The sequence below is a fragment of the Limnomicrobium aquaticum genome, assembly GCF_040545545.1.
Classification (GTDB): Bacteria; Pseudomonadota; Alphaproteobacteria; order Rhizobiales; family Rhizobiaceae; genus Ensifer_A; species Ensifer_A aquaticum.
Genome location: NZ_JBEPMB010000001.1, coordinates 815,197 through 829,681 on the forward strand (window position 1 = coordinate 815,197; position 14,485 = coordinate 829,681).

16 protein-coding genes and 1 riboswitch are annotated in these 14,485 nt (G+C 60.9%); of the genes, 4 read left to right on the forward strand and 12 right to left on the reverse strand.

Features of this window, described 5'->3' with window-relative positions; genetic code table 11:
* Positions 1-78 precede the first annotated feature (78 nt).
* A complete protein-coding gene (locus ABID16_RS04050) occupies positions 79-309 on the forward strand; it encodes a DUF1127 domain-containing protein (protein ID WP_354555062.1) in 231 nt (76 codons plus the stop codon).
* Positions 310-556: 247 nt separating this feature from the next.
* Positions 557-775: riboswitch (cobalamin riboswitch) on the forward strand.
* Between the two features lie 43 nt (positions 776-818).
* Positions 819-1,523 (forward strand): 5,6-dimethylbenzimidazole synthase, encoded by a 705-nt coding sequence (gene bluB / locus ABID16_RS04055; protein WP_354555063.1) that lies wholly within the window; start codon positions 819-821, stop codon positions 1,521-1,523.
* 18 nt (positions 1,524-1,541) lie between these two features.
* On the opposite strand, the gene soxR is transcribed toward bluB, so the two are convergent.
* Positions 1,542-1,979, reverse strand: a complete 438-nt coding sequence (gene soxR, locus ABID16_RS04060; RefSeq protein ID WP_354555064.1) for a redox-sensitive transcriptional activator SoxR — start codon at positions 1,977-1,979, stop codon at positions 1,542-1,544.
* Between soxR and ABID16_RS04065 the strand changes: the two genes are divergently transcribed.
* Positions 1,957-3,030, forward strand: coding sequence for a DMT family transporter (locus ABID16_RS04065; RefSeq protein WP_354555065.1), 1,074 nt, complete (start codon positions 1,957-1,959; stop codon positions 3,028-3,030). The genes soxR and ABID16_RS04065 overlap by 23 nt on opposite strands.
* Positions 3,031-3,035: 5 nt before the next feature.
* Here ABID16_RS04065 and ABID16_RS04070 read toward each other — a convergent pair whose 3' ends face one another.
* From ABID16_RS04070 to ABID16_RS04085, 4 genes are all read right to left on the reverse strand, one after another.
* The gene (locus ABID16_RS04070; RefSeq protein ID WP_354555066.1) at positions 3,036-4,151 is read right to left on the reverse strand and encodes a DUF2865 domain-containing protein; all 1,116 of its coding nucleotides are present in this window, start codon (positions 4,149-4,151) and stop codon (positions 3,036-3,038) included.
* 167 nt (positions 4,152-4,318) lie between these two features.
* A complete protein-coding gene (locus tag ABID16_RS04075; RefSeq protein WP_435532355.1) occupies positions 4,319-4,963 on the reverse strand; it encodes an acyl-homoserine-lactone synthase in 645 nt (214 codons plus the stop codon).
* A 121-nt stretch (positions 4,964-5,084) separates the two neighbouring features.
* Positions 5,085-5,849 (reverse strand): helix-turn-helix transcriptional regulator, encoded by a 765-nt coding sequence (locus ABID16_RS04080; protein WP_354555067.1) that lies wholly within the window; start codon positions 5,847-5,849, stop codon positions 5,085-5,087.
* Positions 5,850-5,919: 70 nt separating this feature from the next.
* Positions 5,920-8,241, reverse strand: a complete 2,322-nt coding sequence (locus ABID16_RS04085; protein WP_354555068.1) for an NADP-dependent malic enzyme — start codon at positions 8,239-8,241, stop codon at positions 5,920-5,922.
* Between the two features lie 191 nt (positions 8,242-8,432).
* Between ABID16_RS04085 and ABID16_RS04090 the strand changes: the two genes are divergently transcribed.
* Positions 8,433-9,266, forward strand: coding sequence for a UDP-2,3-diacylglucosamine diphosphatase (locus tag ABID16_RS04090; protein WP_354555069.1), 834 nt, complete (start codon positions 8,433-8,435; stop codon positions 9,264-9,266).
* A gap of 4 nt (positions 9,267-9,270) precedes the next feature.
* Here the strand turns inward: ABID16_RS04090 and ABID16_RS04095 are convergent, their stop codons facing one another.
* The 7 genes from ABID16_RS04095 to ABID16_RS04125 all read right to left on the reverse strand — a co-directional run bounded on the left by ABID16_RS04095 (position 9,271) and on the right by ABID16_RS04125 (position 14,474).
* Positions 9,271-9,723, reverse strand: coding sequence for a GNAT family N-acetyltransferase (locus tag ABID16_RS04095; protein ID WP_354555070.1), 453 nt, complete (start codon positions 9,721-9,723; stop codon positions 9,271-9,273).
* A gap of 106 nt (positions 9,724-9,829) precedes the next feature.
* The gene (locus tag ABID16_RS04100) at positions 9,830-10,129 is read right to left on the reverse strand and encodes a type II toxin-antitoxin system RelE/ParE family toxin (RefSeq protein WP_354555071.1); all 300 of its coding nucleotides are present in this window, start codon (positions 10,127-10,129) and stop codon (positions 9,830-9,832) included.
* Positions 10,122-10,328 carry a hypothetical protein gene (locus ABID16_RS04105; protein WP_354555072.1) on the reverse strand — a complete coding sequence of 69 codons (207 nt, stop codon included), beginning with the start codon at positions 10,326-10,328 and terminating at the stop codon, positions 10,122-10,124. The genes ABID16_RS04100 and ABID16_RS04105 overlap by 8 nt, the downstream gene beginning before the upstream one ends.
* Before the next feature lie 72 nt (positions 10,329-10,400).
* Positions 10,401-10,805, reverse strand: coding sequence for an NUDIX domain-containing protein (locus ABID16_RS04110; protein ID WP_354555073.1), 405 nt, complete (start codon positions 10,803-10,805; stop codon positions 10,401-10,403).
* 1 nt (position 10,806) lies between these two features.
* Positions 10,807-12,348 carry a DEAD/DEAH box helicase gene (locus ABID16_RS04115; protein WP_354555074.1) on the reverse strand — a complete coding sequence of 514 codons (1,542 nt, stop codon included), beginning with the start codon at positions 12,346-12,348 and terminating at the stop codon, positions 10,807-10,809.
* A 141-nt stretch (positions 12,349-12,489) separates the two neighbouring features.
* Positions 12,490-13,110 carry a LysE family translocator gene (locus tag ABID16_RS04120; protein WP_354555075.1) on the reverse strand — a complete coding sequence of 207 codons (621 nt, stop codon included), beginning with the start codon at positions 13,108-13,110 and terminating at the stop codon, positions 12,490-12,492.
* A 77-nt stretch (positions 13,111-13,187) separates the two neighbouring features.
* Positions 13,188-14,474, reverse strand: coding sequence for a peptidoglycan DD-metalloendopeptidase family protein (locus tag ABID16_RS04125; protein WP_354555076.1), 1,287 nt, complete (start codon positions 14,472-14,474; stop codon positions 13,188-13,190).
* Between the last annotated feature and the right edge of the window lie 11 nt (positions 14,475-14,485).

Genomic DNA, 14,485 nt, shown 5'->3' on the forward strand with positions numbered 1-14,485 from the left:
GCAATCTGCGAGTCAATTGATAAGGCATTATAGCTAGGTTTCAGCGGTAGGCAAGAAAGGTCCGCAAGAAGGGTGACAATGATGGAAACGATGGAGACAATGATGGACGGTGTATCGCTCGAACGGGCCCCGGTCACGACCGTGACATTTGGTACCCGCGTTGCGAAAGTCCTTGCCGCACTCCGCTGGGCCTTCGTTCTCAATCGCTCGCGCATTGCGCTTTCGGAACTGACCGACGAGCAGCTCGCGGATATCGGGGTCAGCCGGTATGAGGCCGAGCGCGAGTGCCGCAAGGTGGGGCTGTTTTGAGTCGCGCCTCTCCCCGTGTGGGAGAGGACGGAAAATCAGCACCTTAGCTTTAGCTAAGTGCCAGATTTTCCAGGTGAGGGGTCCCGATTGGGCCCCCAAGCATCTGACGCAATCACACCTCACCAAGCCTGCCGGGCCAATCGCCTTCGGCCTGCCGGGCCAATCGCCTTCGGCTTATTGGGGCATGCTATCCTCTTCCACAAAGGGAGAGGAGGGCGTCCTCCCTTGCCTTCCCACTCTCCCTATGCAATCTCCTTCCGTGTCAGGTGCCCGCGCAAGCGGGAGAATCGGGAAGCCGGTCAAAATCCGGCGCGTGCCCAACGCTGTGAGAGGGGACGCTGGTCGCATGTTGGAGCCATCGCTCTTTTTGGGCGGGCTACAGGCCACTGGAGTGATCCGGGAAGGCCCAAGCGACTCTGGCGGTTGATCCTCAAGCCAGAAGACCGGCCTGGCGAGATAGCCTCAGCCTGCGCGGACGGCGGGCGGGTTTCGCATTGCGGGGATTTGCGATGGCGAAGCTTGATCTTGCGGCAGAGTGCGATGCGCTCGCCGAGGCGGGAGCCTTTTCATCCGATGAGCGGGCGGCCGTTTACCGCGCTATCCAGACGCGCCGCGATGTCCGCAGCCAGTTTCTGCCGACACCCTTGCCGGATGACCTTGTCCAACGCCTTTTGAACGCGGCCCATAGCGCGCCTTCCGTCGGCTTCATGCAGCCCTGGAATTTCATTCTTGTGCGGAAGCCCGAGACCAGGGCGCGTGTCGCGCAGGCCTTTGCCCGCGCCAATGCGGAAGCTGCGGCGATGTTCGAGGACGAGCGGCAGGCGGCCTATCTGCGGCTGAAGCTCGAAGGTATTGAACAGGCGCCGCTGTCTATCTGCGTCACCTGCGATCCGACGCGGGGCGGCAGGGTGATCCTGGGGCGCACGCATAATCTCAGAATGGATGCCTATTCCACCGTCTGTGCGGTGCAGAATCTCTGGCTCGCGGCCCGCGCGGAGGGCGTGGGCGTCGGTTGGGTCAGCATCTTCCATGAAGACGAGGTCAAGGCCTGCCTTGGGATTCCGACGCATGTCCAGATCATCGCCTGGCTTTGCGTCGGCTTTGTCGACAGGCTCTATACGGAGCCGGAACTGGCCCTCAAGGGCTGGCGGCAACGGCTGCCGCTTGAGGAGCTGGTGTTCGAGGAGGGCTGGCAGGGCGAAGGGGGCAGGTGATTTCCCATTTCATTAGGCTTATGGCTTCAGAAGAAGGGCACCGGAGCCCGATTCTGCAAGGTGGTCGTCCTTGTTCAGCAAGGGACACCTCTCCACGCTGAGACATCCGCAGCCGATGCACAAGGACATCTTGTCCCGGAGCGCCGTCAGAAGCGCGATGCGTCTGCTGAGGCTGTCATGCCACCGTTCCGCCAGACGCGCCCAGTCCTGTGTAGACGGCATTTCGCCGGACGGAAGGATCGCAAGGGCAGCAGCGATCTCCGAAAGCGGAATGCCTACGCTCTGAGCCACCTTGATGACAGCAATTCGCCGCAGGACGGCGCGGGGATAGATCCTTTGTTTCCCGGCCGTGCGCTCGGCCGCGATCAATCCCTTCCGCTCGTAGAAATGCAGCGTCGAAATCGGCAATCCGCTGCGCCTTGCTACTTCGCCGATGCTCAATCGTGTCTTCGGCATGAGATTCTCCTTGATCTCAACCAATGTTGAGGTTGTAGAAGCAGGCTGTCAACTCCGGGAGACAGGCATGACGCCAGCAGAAAAGTCAGGTTTAGACACGCCGCAACCCTGCGATCACAGCGGCGAGCCGCCCGCTTCATCGCGATCCGGCCTGAAGGTCGGCCTTCTCATTCTGCTGGGCTTTCTATGGAGCTTCCGGATCGTCGCGATCAAGGAGGCAAGCCTCGCCGGAATTTCGACGCAAGTAACAGTTTCCGCTTCAATCATTGGGATGGCCATTGTCTTCTCGACGATCGCGCTTATCCGCGCCTCATGGCCGCCACTCGATCGAGCGACCATCACATTTTACATCATCGACGGCATTCTGGGGTTCGTGATGCCCTTTATCCTGGAAGGCGTCGTTGCGCCCAGACTGCCGGTTTTCGTGTTTGTCGTCATCATTTCCACCATGCCGGTGATCACCCTTGCGCTTGCGGCGGCCACCGGTACGGAGCGCGTGACGGCGATTAAGCTGCTGACCATCGGACTCGGTTTCTGTGTCGCGCTTCTCGTGGCCTTCGACACGGGTTTTTCCGGATCGGTGCCGCATTTCGATTGGGTCTTCCTCCTGCCTGCTTTTGGCGTGCCCGTGTTTTATGCGGCCAACACCGTGTTCGTGGCGTCGCGCTGGCCCAAGTCGGCGGATGCGATCCATGTGGGGCAGGCGCAGGCTTTGGTCCTATCGGTAGCGGCACTGCTCGGATTTGCGGTGTCGGGTTCTCTCGGGGAGCTGGCGGAGGTCGGTCGCAACATACCCGCGGTCATGTCGATTTCGCTGGGCGAGGGCGTGGCCCTGCTGATCTATCTGAAGATTATCCGGGATTTCGGCGCCACGACTGTTGCATTCGCAAACTATATTTCTCTCGTGTTTGCGGCAGTTCTTGGTGGACTTCTGTTTGGAGACAGGCTGACTTGGCTGTCGGCTGCCGCAGCCCTGCTTCTTATGCTGGCACTCTCCATTCCGAGCCTGCATGCAAAGCTCCGGGGCCGCATCGATGCGTCGTCAGCCTGAGCAGGTCAGTTTGCCGTCGCATCCTTCGGGTGCCGGAGGTCCATTGTCGTATCCTTGCCGGGCAAGAATTGCGGGCCGACCTTGCGGACGTTTGCCTTCGAGGGATCGTAGGGCAGGGCCGGTCCCGGCTCGGGCGCGGCTTCTGTCTTAGCCGCGGGCTTTGGCGCCGGTTTGGGCGGGGTTTCGGCGTCGGGCCTCTTCGTATCGAGTTTCAGGATCGAGGAATACGGCTCTTCGGGCTTTGGAACAGGTTCAGCCAGGGAATTTCCCTGCGGGGCGATCTCCGCGCCGCTCGCCTTTGCGGCTTCCCGTTTCATCATCTCGCGGTAATAGGCGGAGAAATTGCAGCTGCAGGACTTGTCCGGCTTGCGGGCAGAACTGCGGAACTGGAAGGCATAGGGCTCTTCCCGGTAGGGCATGCCGCCGCTGGCCGAGACCATCTCCGACATCTCCTGGGTGCCGAGGCCGTGATAGAAGAGTTCCGTTTCCACGCCCGGACACATCATCGAGCAGACCTGTGCGTCGCGCTCGAAACTTGCGGGGCTGGTGTTGGTGGAGACTGGAAAGAAGCCACCGTCGCAGGTGCGCACGCACACCGTCTGCAGATTGCCTCCGCGGTCGCCGCCACCGAGATTGCGGATGCCCGGCGGACGTTGCTCCTGACGCCGCTGCGGATCGTAGCTTGCCGGCTCTGGTGGGGACGTGTCACGGGATGCATGCGGCGTATCGGGCACGTCGTTGCAGCCATTGCGCTCCAGTGCGTCCAGGAGTTTCGCGCGGCGAGCCGGGCTCATCGACCGGGTGACAATGGGGATATCGTGGTTCTGAAGTTCCGCGAGGTTGTCATACATGCGGTCCAGCGTCCCGCTCAGCATGTCGCAGGTCTGGGCATTCTGGCCGCCGAAGACCAGAAAGCTGCCCGAGGTGCATCCGAAGCGCCGGAGGTCGCGCTGCACACGGTCTATCTCGTTTTGCTGGCGCGAGATGGCCTGCTGGTAGACGCGGGTTTCCCGCGTGTTGCCGATCGTTTCCACATCCGTGTTCAGCTCCATGCGGATCGAACCGCATATGGAGGTCGCGCCGGCATGTCCGGCCACGGCAAGACCCGCCAGGAGGGTCATCGCGCCCGCGCAAATTCGTTGACTAAGTCTTGTGGACCAAACCAAGTTGGCGGCTCCCGTGGGTCAGACAATGCATGTGATGAGAACCCATATTGTGGGCCAATCGGCCCGAGGTCGCAATCGCCACGTGCTTTTGTGCTTAACAATGCCGGGAGCCGCTCTTTGTTTCAGGCCGCCGCTGCTATGCGCATTTCGGGCGGCGTGGCCAAGAGCGCGCCCGAAATTCCGGCGATTGCCTTCATGTCGGCAAGCAGCCGGTCGTCCACATCCCAGCTGACGGCGACGGCGTGCACGCTGCCGATCTTCTGCGGTTCGCCGATGCGTGTGCCGGGGCAGCCCATGCGGCGGAACATGCGCTCCAGGAAGACATCCGTAACGGTGACGATCTGGCGGATGCCGGAGGCAAGGCCGAGTTCCCCCACCGCACACATGAGTTCGGCGGCTGCCACCGTCACCTGATTGGAAGCGCGGTCCTGCGAAATCTCGGGATCGATGCAGAAGCGGCTCGATTCCCAGATATCAGTCCGCCGGATGGCGGCCCGCCCGCCAAGGAGCGATGGAAAGGTGTCGTCGAGCATGTTCGGCCCCAGCGTCGGCAGGAGCCGGAGTGCGCCGCGCAGGTGGCGGGTGCCCGGCGTGTAGGACAGGACATAAATCGGATTGACGTCGTCATATTGGTCAATTTCCACGTCGCCACGCACCGTAACGTCCCATCCTAGCAGGTCGTGAAAGACCCGCTTGCGCAACTGGAACATCGGCGCGAGTGCCTGGGGTCGGAAATGGCGCTCGAGGCCTGAAAAAATTTCGATCAAGGGAGTTCTCCGGAAGGTCATCGACCGGAGAAATTCATCACAACCCTCAAGGCGTGCATATTGTCTGTATAGACAACTTTAAATATTGAAACTTTGGTTGTATGTGTTTCGGGCGGCGCAATTAAGATGGTGCTGAAGATCGAACCTGCCGGACGGCGATCAGCCCGCCGACCACCGCTTTGGCGACGGCCTGCTTGTTGGAAACCGCCTCCAGTTTTTCCCGAGACCGCGCCATGAAGTGCCGCACCGTGCGCTCCGAAATGTCGAGAATGCGTGCGATCTCCCAGTAGGTTTTTCCGTCCGCGACCCATTGCAACACCTCCCGTTCCCGGTTCGTCAGGTGGGGCTTCGAGTGGTTTGTCGGCGAAGGCGGGGGCGCAATGCCGGATGTTGCCAGTTGCTTTGCGTGGAAGAGACCGGCGAGCGCGGCAAGATCGCGCAACAAGACGGTCGTCGCCCTTTCGTTCGACAGCTTCTCATTGATTGTGCAGGCGAAAAAGGCCAGACCCGGCCGTGACGGCGCAAGCGGAAAGACAAGCATTCTTTGGTCGAGACCGGCGGCAGCGAAGCCGTCACGGCTGCCGGGTACGGTTTCGAAGAGGTGCCGCCGGTCGATTTCCGATGGGCCGAGAATGGTCGCAAGGCCCGTAAAAACAGGTTCGAGTGCAGCCGTCCCCTTCGTCCCGATCAGGCGTTCCAGTTGGGGATTTGCATCATGAATGAGCTTGAGTGGACGAAGCATCTCACCCTGCCGCTCGAGATCGGCGTAGAGAATATGCGTGAGATCGTAGGCTTCCAGAAGCGCCGTCAGAAAGGGTTGCGGGTCCGATACCGGTGTCACCGCAAGCGTGTCCAGGAGCGTAAGGTAGCCTGACAGGCCCGGCATGATCTATCCCTAAAAATCTACGGGATAAACAAAGGCCGGGCCCTTGGCAACTGCGCGCTGTTCTCAGCTCTCAGAGACCGCCTTCCGGATGCGATGCCTCGACGACGGCGAGCGTCGCCATGTTGACCACGCCGCGCGAGGTGACGGACGGTGTGAGGATGTGGGCGGGCATGGCTGCGCCCAGCAGGATCGGGCCTACATGCAGGCTGTCGGTCATGGTCTTGACGATGCCGAGCGTGATGTTGGCGGCGTCCAGCGTCGGGAAGACAATGAGGTTTGCTTCGCCCGAGAGCGTCGTATCGGGCATGACACGCTTGCGCAGGATTTCCGAGATCGCGGAATCGCCATGCATTTCGCCGTCGGCCTCCAGATCGGGTGCCTGTTCGCGCACGAGCTGGGTGGCGCGGCGCATCTTGCGGGCGGATTCGGAATCGCGCGAACCGAAATTCGAATGCGAGACGAGAGCTGCACGCGGCTTGATGCCGAAGCGGCGGATTTCGCGCGCCGCCATGATCGTCATTTCTGCAATCTCTTCGGCGCTTGGATTGTAGGTCACGTATGTGTCGGTGAAGAAGGTCGCGCCGCGCTGCGAGATCAGGAGGCTGAGGCCTGAGAAGTCGATGACGCCCGGCTTCTTGCCGATGATCTGTTTGACGTCGCGGAGATGCCGGTCATAGCGGCCTTCGAGCCCACAGATCAGCGCATCCGCATCGCCCCGCTTGACGGCGAGCGCGGAGATGACGGTCGAATTCGTACGCACGATCGTGCGGGCGGCTTCCGGGGTGACGCCGCTGCGGCCGACATGGGCGAAATACTCATCGACATAGTCGCGATAGCGGCGGTCGGATTCGGGGTTCACGACCTCGAAATCGACATCAGGTCGGATCTTCAGGCCGAAGCGTTCGAGGCGCGTCTGCAGGATCGAGGGACGGCCGATGAGGATCGGCTTGGCAATGCCTTCTTCCAGCAGGACCTGGGCGGCGCGCAGCACGCGTTCGTCTTCACCTTCTGCGAAGATGACGCGCTTCTTGGCTGCCGTCTTCGCGGCGGTGAAGAGCGGCTTCATGATGAAGCCCGAGCGGAAGACGAAGCGGTTCAGCTCGTCCATATAGGCGTCGAAATCCTGGATCGGGCGCGTTGCGACGCCGGTCTCGGCGGCAGCCTTGGCGACGCAGGGGGCAATGCGCAGGATGAGACGCTGGTCGAAGGGCGAGGGGATGAGATATTCGGGCCCGAAGACCGGAGTCTCGCCGGAATAGGCGCGGGCGGCGACATCCGAGGGCTCCTCGCGGGCAAGCGACGCGATGGCGCGCACAGCCGCCAGCTTCATTTCCTCGTTGATCGTCCGGGCGCCGCAATCGAGCGCGCCGCGGAAGATATAGGGGAAGCAGAGGACGTTGTTGACCTGGTTGGGGAAGTCCGAGCGGCCGGTGCAGATCATGGCATCCGGGCGCGCCTCGCGGGCGAGGTTCGGCATGATTTCCGGGTTCGGGTTGGCGAGCGCCATGATCAGCGGCTTTTCGGCCATCTGTGCCAGCAGTTCGGGCTTCAGGACGCCGGCGGCGGACAGGCCGAGGAAGATGTCGGCACCGCCGATGGAATCGGCCAGCGTGCGCTTGTCGCTGTCTTGAGCGTAGACCGACTTCCACTCGTCCATCAGGACTTCGCGGCCCTTGTAGACGAGACCTTCGAGGTCGTGGACCCAGATGTTCTCGCGTCGTGCGCCGAGCGCGACCAGCAGGTTGAGACAGGCGAGCGCTGCGGCACCGGCGCCGGAGGCGACGATCTTGACGGTGGCGATGTCCTTGCCGGCGAGTTCCAGACCATTAAGGACGGCAGCGGCGACGATGATGGCGGTGCCGTGCTGGTCGTCGTGGAAGACCGGGATGTCCATGATCTCGCGCAGCTGACGCTCGACCTCGAAACATTCCGGCGCCTTGATATCCTCGAGGTTGATGCCGCCGAAGGTGGGTTCGAGCGCGGAGACAACCTTGACCATGTCTTCCACGGCGGGCGCGTTGATTTCGATGTCGAAGACGTCGATGCCGGCGAATTTCTTGAAGAGGACGGCCTTGCCTTCCATCACGGGCTTGGAGGCCAGCGCGCCGATATTGCCGAGACCCAGAACGGCTGTGCCGTTCGAGACCACGGCGACGAGGTTGGAGCGCGCCGTATAGAAGGCGGCCGTGGCCGGATCGTCCTTGATGGCGAGGCAGGGAGCAGCGACGCCCGGCGAATAGGCGAGCGCAAGGTCGCGCTGGTTGCCAAGCGGCTTGGTCGCCGTGATTTCCATTTTACCGGGGCGGGGATAGCGATGATAAAACAGCGCCTGCGCGTCGAGGTCTGCCGTTTGCGGCGCGCCCTGCGCCTTGTTGTCATCAAGCGAATCCATGCTCTGCCAGCCTCCGGTGGTCTTTTTGGTGTCGGAATCTTCCATACACCAATTGTTCGTCGGCGGGAGTCCTTTGTGGCAACTGTCGCAATTTTATGACACCCGGCGGGCGCGGCCCGCTCTGTCATCATCCTGAAACACGAGTCTGGTTTTGAGAACTATGACACGCGCAGCGATGAAAGGCTGAGACGATGAGCGTCGAACCCGAAGCAAGGACATTCCGCACCATCTTCATTTCCGACGTCCATCTGGGCTCGAAGGCGGCCAAGGCGGACTTTCTCATCGACTTCATGCGCTATCACGAGGCGGAAACCTATATTCTGGTCGGTGACATCATCGACGGCTGGCGGCTGAAGCGCAGCTGGCACTGGCCGCAGAGCTGCAACGACGTCGTGCAGAAGCTCCTGCGCAAGGCGCGCAAGGGCGCCCGCATCATCTATGTGCCGGGCAATCACGACGAATTCCTGCGCGATTTTCCGGGTATGCATTTCGGCGGCATCGAAGTGGCGCTGAACTGGATTCACGAAGCCGCCGACGGCAAGAAATATCTCGTCATCCATGGCGACGAATTCGACATCGTCGTGCGCAACTACCGCCTGCTCGCCTATCTCGGCGACTGGGCCTATGACGCGGCCATCCTCGTCAATCGCGGTCTGGCCGCCGTGCGCCGCCGCCTCGGCCTGCCTTACTGGTCGTTCTCGGCCTGGGCGAAGCTGCAGGTCAAGCATGCCGTCAACTTTATCGGCGAATTCCAGCACTTTGTCGCCGAAGAAGCCCGTCGCCACAAGGTGGATGGCGTCGTCTGCGGCCACATTCACCACGCGGTGATGGAGGATATCGAGGGTATCCGCTACATCAACACGGGCGACTGGGTGGAAAGCTGCACGGCGGTGGTCGAGCATTTCGACGGGACGATGGAACTCATCCACTGGACGCCGGCATCGGAGATCGTTCCGAAGCCCAAGGTTCTTCAGCTCGCAGTGCGCGGCGAAAAGGCCCAGGCAGCGGAAGCTGAAGCAGCTTAATCGGTCAGGCGAACATCTGCCGATACTGGATGAAGCCGGATTTCGATGCGATGCGGTCATACAGCTTCATCGCGTCCGTATTCGTTTCATGCGTCAGCCAGTGGACGCGCGAGGCTCCCTTGGCTATGGCGTCTTCGTAGACGAATTCGATGAGCTTGCGGCCGATGCCGCCGCCGCGTGAGGCTTCGCCGACATAGAGATCCTGCAGATAGACATAGTCACCGGGCGTCCAGCACGAGCGGTGGAAGATGTAATGCACGATGCCGACTGCGCGCCCGTCGATGAAGGCGAGGGCGGCAAACATCGGTTCATCCGGATCGAGGAAGCGGCGCCAGGTGATGGCGCTGGTCTCGTCGGGAATATCGGTCTTGTAGAAGCGCTGATAGCCCTTCCAGAGCGGCATCCAGATGTCGTGATCTTCTCGGGTGATGGGACGGATGGTGACTTCGGCGGACAAGTGCGTTCTCCTCAAATGGATGAGAGAGGCTATTGCGGCTGAATTTATCCGTCCAATTCAACATGCTGCTAGTTCATGAGCGCAGTTGATTTGGTCTTCGCCTCACCTAGCGAAACAGTTCCGGCCGCAAATTCACCCGATGGTTCAAGACCTGTCTTATGAAAACACCGGCTTCCGAAGTTGTATAAAAGATGATGTGAGCCTGAAATGTGAACTGGCGAAGGCCCGGGAACAAATCTTGAGCCATTGGACCCATCAGAGGGAAATCGCTGAGAAGTTCGAATGTGCGGGCGAGGCCGGAATGATAAGCCTTGGCTTGATAGGGACCAAACATCTCCGCGGTATATGAGACAATTCCAGATATCTGGATTTGCGCTTTCCGGGAGATCTTGTAGCGTTCACTCATGTTTGCTTTTGGCGAGCGCGCTTTCCAAAATCTCTGCCATCGTCATGGTGCCTACACGCGAGCAGTCTGGATCCTCAAAACTTGCACGCAGCCGCTGCAATTGCTCGTCGCGCGAGAGCGCGTCCCATGCGGCGATCTCCGCCGGGCTCGGCGTGGCACTCGGCATCACATCAAGATGCATTTTTTCTTTCGTGCTCATGGCGCTCATTCTAACAGATAGTCCTGTGATCCGCCAACTTGCAAATGTCAGCAGAGGCCTCGAGACGTTCGTTCACAAATGCGCAGCCGCATGTATCGTGAACTTCGAAACCTTATCCGGCAAAGCATCGATATCGAACCAGCCGAATTCGGGGAGCTTTTCGGGCTCCATGACGCGCGGTTCGCCGGTGAAGTCGTCCGTCACGTAGATCAGTGACACCCAGTGGTGACCGTCTTCGGGGAAGCGGTTTTCCGACACGCAGAGGAAGCGGATCTCGCCGATCGTCAGGCCGCTTTCCTCCTCCGCCTCGCGGCGCACCGCATCGATACAGGCTTCCATGTGGTCGACCTTGCCGCCCACGATGTTCCATGAACCGGCCTCGGGAAAGCGGGTGCGCCGGTAGAGCAAAATGGAACGGCCCCGTCTGATGATGAGGCCGACACCCAGTCCCGGAAAGTCTGTTCCCGGAAGACCCATATTACTTGCTGTTGGCAACAATCAGCATGAATGCCGGAATGTCGTCGCCGAAGCCGACCGGCGTCGGACCGTCGTCGTCGTTGCGGCGGTGGTTGCGCTGACGCCGCTCGCGATGATCGTCGTTGGCCGGGTTGACGCGATAGTCGCGCGGCTGACGATTGCTCTTTTCGGCTTCATTGCGTGCGGGTCTTGCCACAGGTGCTTCCTCGATTGTTTCCTGGCGCTTCTCGGCCACGACCTCAGCGTCGCGTTCCGGTTTTCTCGTCTCGGCGCGGTTCTCGCTCCGGTCAGGACGGCCTTCCGACCGGCTTTCGGAGCGGTCCCTGCGGCCCTTGCCGCCACGGCTGCGATCATTGCGATCGCGACCGCCGCGACGTTCATCCTCTTCGCCGGCCACGCTCGGCGGCAGCGCCGAGAGATCGCCATTCAGCCACTCGATCTTCTTGTCGATCAGCTTTTCGATCGCATCGAGCGCCTTGCGGTCGCGATTGGCAACGAGGGTGAAGGCGGCGCCCGAACGGCCGGCACGACCGGTGCGGCCGATGCGGTGGACATAGTCTTCCGCATGGATCGGGACGTCGAAGTTGAAGACGTGGCTTACGTCAGGAATGTCGAGGCCGCGGGCCGCGACGTCGGAGGCAACCAGAAGCGTGATCTGGTTGTCCTTGAAACCTTGCAGCATGGCCATGCGCGAGCGCTGGTCCATGTCGCCGTGCAGCGCGCCGACCGAGAAGCCGTGGCGCTCGAGCGAACGGAAGAGGTCGGCGACATCCTTCTTGCGATTGCAGAAGATGATGGCGTTCTTCAATTCTTCCTGTGCCTTGATGAGATCGCGCAGTGCCGCGCGCTTCTCGTAATCCTTGGACTGCACGGCAACGAGGCGCTGCGTGACGGTCAAGGCCGTCGAGGAGCGCGTCGAGACTTCGATACGCTCGGGGTTCTGAAGGAACTGGTCGGCGAGAACCTGGATCTCCTTCGGCATTGTGGCCGAGAAGAACAGCGTCTGGCGCGTGAAGGGGATGAGCTTGGCGATACGCTCGATATCAGGGATGAAGCCCATGTCGAGCATGCGGTCGGCTTCGTCGATGACAAGGATTTCTACGGCGCTCATCAAAAGCTTGCCGCGCTCGAAATGGTCGAGCAGACGGCCGGGCGTCGCGATCAGCACGTCGGCGCCGCGTTCCAGCTTCTTTTCCTGGTCGTCAAACGAAACGCCACCGATCAGCAGCGCCACGTTCAGCTTGTGATTCTTGCCGTACTTTTCGAAGTTCTCGGCGACCTGGGCTGCAAGTTCGCGCGTCGGTTCGAGGATCAGCGTGCGCGGCATGCGCGCTCGTGCGCGGCCCTTTTCCAGAAGCGTCAGCATGGGCAGCACGAAGCTCGCCGTCTTGCCGGTGCCGGTCTGTGCAATTCCCAGAATATCGCGTCGTTCCAAGGCCTTGGGGATAGCACCCGCCTGGATCGGCGTCGGGATTGTGTAACCTGCATCGGTTACAGCGGAAATGACTTTGGCGCTCAGGCCGAGATCAGAAAAGGTGGTCAATGAGGGGTATAATCCATTCGCGTTCAGAGGAACGACTGGTTAATCGACAGCGTGTGCATGCGATGTTGCGACTGCGGATTAGTCCTCTTGCCTTGGAAAGTCAAGTTTTCCGGGCCTTCCAAGGTTAATCTCGATGAAATTTCATCTGTTTGACAAGATTGCCACACCCGTTGCGGCCATGATGGCACCGGCAGCCCGGTTCATGCGGCGAATGACGGTTGTACTGGCGGCAAGTGCGCGCGCTTTCAGCGCGAGCCCGGCATAGCTACCGATGACCAGAACCTCCACTGCGAGAATGACGAAGACCAATTCGGCATAGCTGCCAAAGGTGACGCCCGAAATGGCGACATTGGGCAGGATAGCGAGATAGAAGAGCGGCATTTTCGGGTTGCCGATATTCAATGCCACGCCTGTCACATAGGTTTTCAGCAGCGAGCCGCGCGATAGGCTGACGTTATCGGCTGCGGGGGAGTCTGAGGGCGTCGAGAACCAGAGCGAGATGCCCATCCAGATCAGATAGACGGCGCCCGCCATGCGGATGAACACCATGTAGGGCGCCAAGGTCTCTGCGGCATAGCTGAGCCCGGCGAGGCCGAGTGTCAAAAAGACGAGAATGCCGGTGACTGTGCCGAGACCATAGGCGACACCGGCCTTGAGACCGCCGGACATGGTGCGGGTAAAGATCGTGAAATTGTCCGGACCCGGACTCGCGGCGAAGACAAAAAAGGTCAGCGCGAAAGCGACAAGCGTCGAGAATGTCATCTGGAAGTCTCCGGTTGCAGTCGGACTTGCATGCTGGACGCAAAAATGCCGCCTGTCAAAGGCGGCAGTCATCTGTTTCAGAGCAGCGACGTGATCTTCAGGCCGGCATTGAGGAAGCCCGAGGGGTCGATGGCGACGCCGTTGCGGCGGACTTCGTAATGCAGGTGAGGGCCGGTGGAGCGACCCGTGTTGCCGACGCGGCCGATCGTATCGCCGGTGTCTACATGCTGTCCGACGCGTACGAGGATTTCAGAGAGGTGGCCGTAACGCGTGGTGATTCCGTTGCCGTGGTCAATCTCGATCATGTTGCCATAGCCGGAAGCCTGGCCTGCGGTGACCACGGTGCCGGCGCCGGAAGCGCGTGCAGGATCGCCGATGCTGCCTCGGAAGTCGATGCCGGGATGCAGTGCCAGCGTGCCAAGGAAGGGGTCCTTGCGATAGCCGAAGCCGCTGGTTTCCATGGCGCCGGGGATCGGGTTGCCGAAGGGATAACGCATGGCCTGTGTGCGGATTTCTTCAAGACGCTGCAGTGCCAGGTCGAGCTGGGTGAGCTTCAGGTCGAATTTGTCACCCGTCGGATTATTGACTGGAATATAGGGGCCGCCGGTGTCTGCCGTGCTGTCTTCGTCCTTGGGCTGGATGCCGGTGCGGCGGAGGATCGTTGCAATCGCGTCTGCCTTTTCGGAGGCACCAAGGCGCAGGTTTTCGATCTTGGCGATCTGCTGCTGCTCTATGGATTTGAGCGACAGAGAGACATTGCTGAAGATGCGGTCGGCGCGGTTGGCGGGCGATTCGGCGGCCGCCGGCGCGAAGCCGAGGGCACGCGTCGTGATCGGATCGATCGCTGCGGTTTTCTGGTCTGTGCCGAGAATGGCGTCGAAGGGAGAGCCGGCACTGGCGCGGCGGTCATCTGTCGTCGGCTTGGTGGCGGGGACCGGGACTTCGGGCTGCGCTGCACCTACGCTTTCGGCACGCTCGATCAGTTCGTCGATCTTGCCGTGGCGGTCGGTGAGCGCCGACTGGCGCTCCATCAGCTTCTCGACCTTCTTCTCGACCACCTGCTGGTCAAGAAGCTGGCGCGAAGTGACCCGGTCTACCTGCGCTCTGAGCGCCGAGATACGGTCTTCATATTCGTGCTGGATACGGGCCTGTCGGGCGATCGATGCACCCAGCAGGTCGTCGCGCAGGACGAGATAGGTCGTCGCGCCGAAATATCCCATCGTCAATGTTGCGGCCACCGCAACGCCGAGCGCCGTCATCCACGGCTTGACCGTCAGATGCCGAACCTTGTCGCCCGATGCCAGGATCAGCACTGGTGCTTTACGACGTTTGGCAAAGACGCTTTTTCCGGCTTCACTGCCCAAGAGGCTACCCC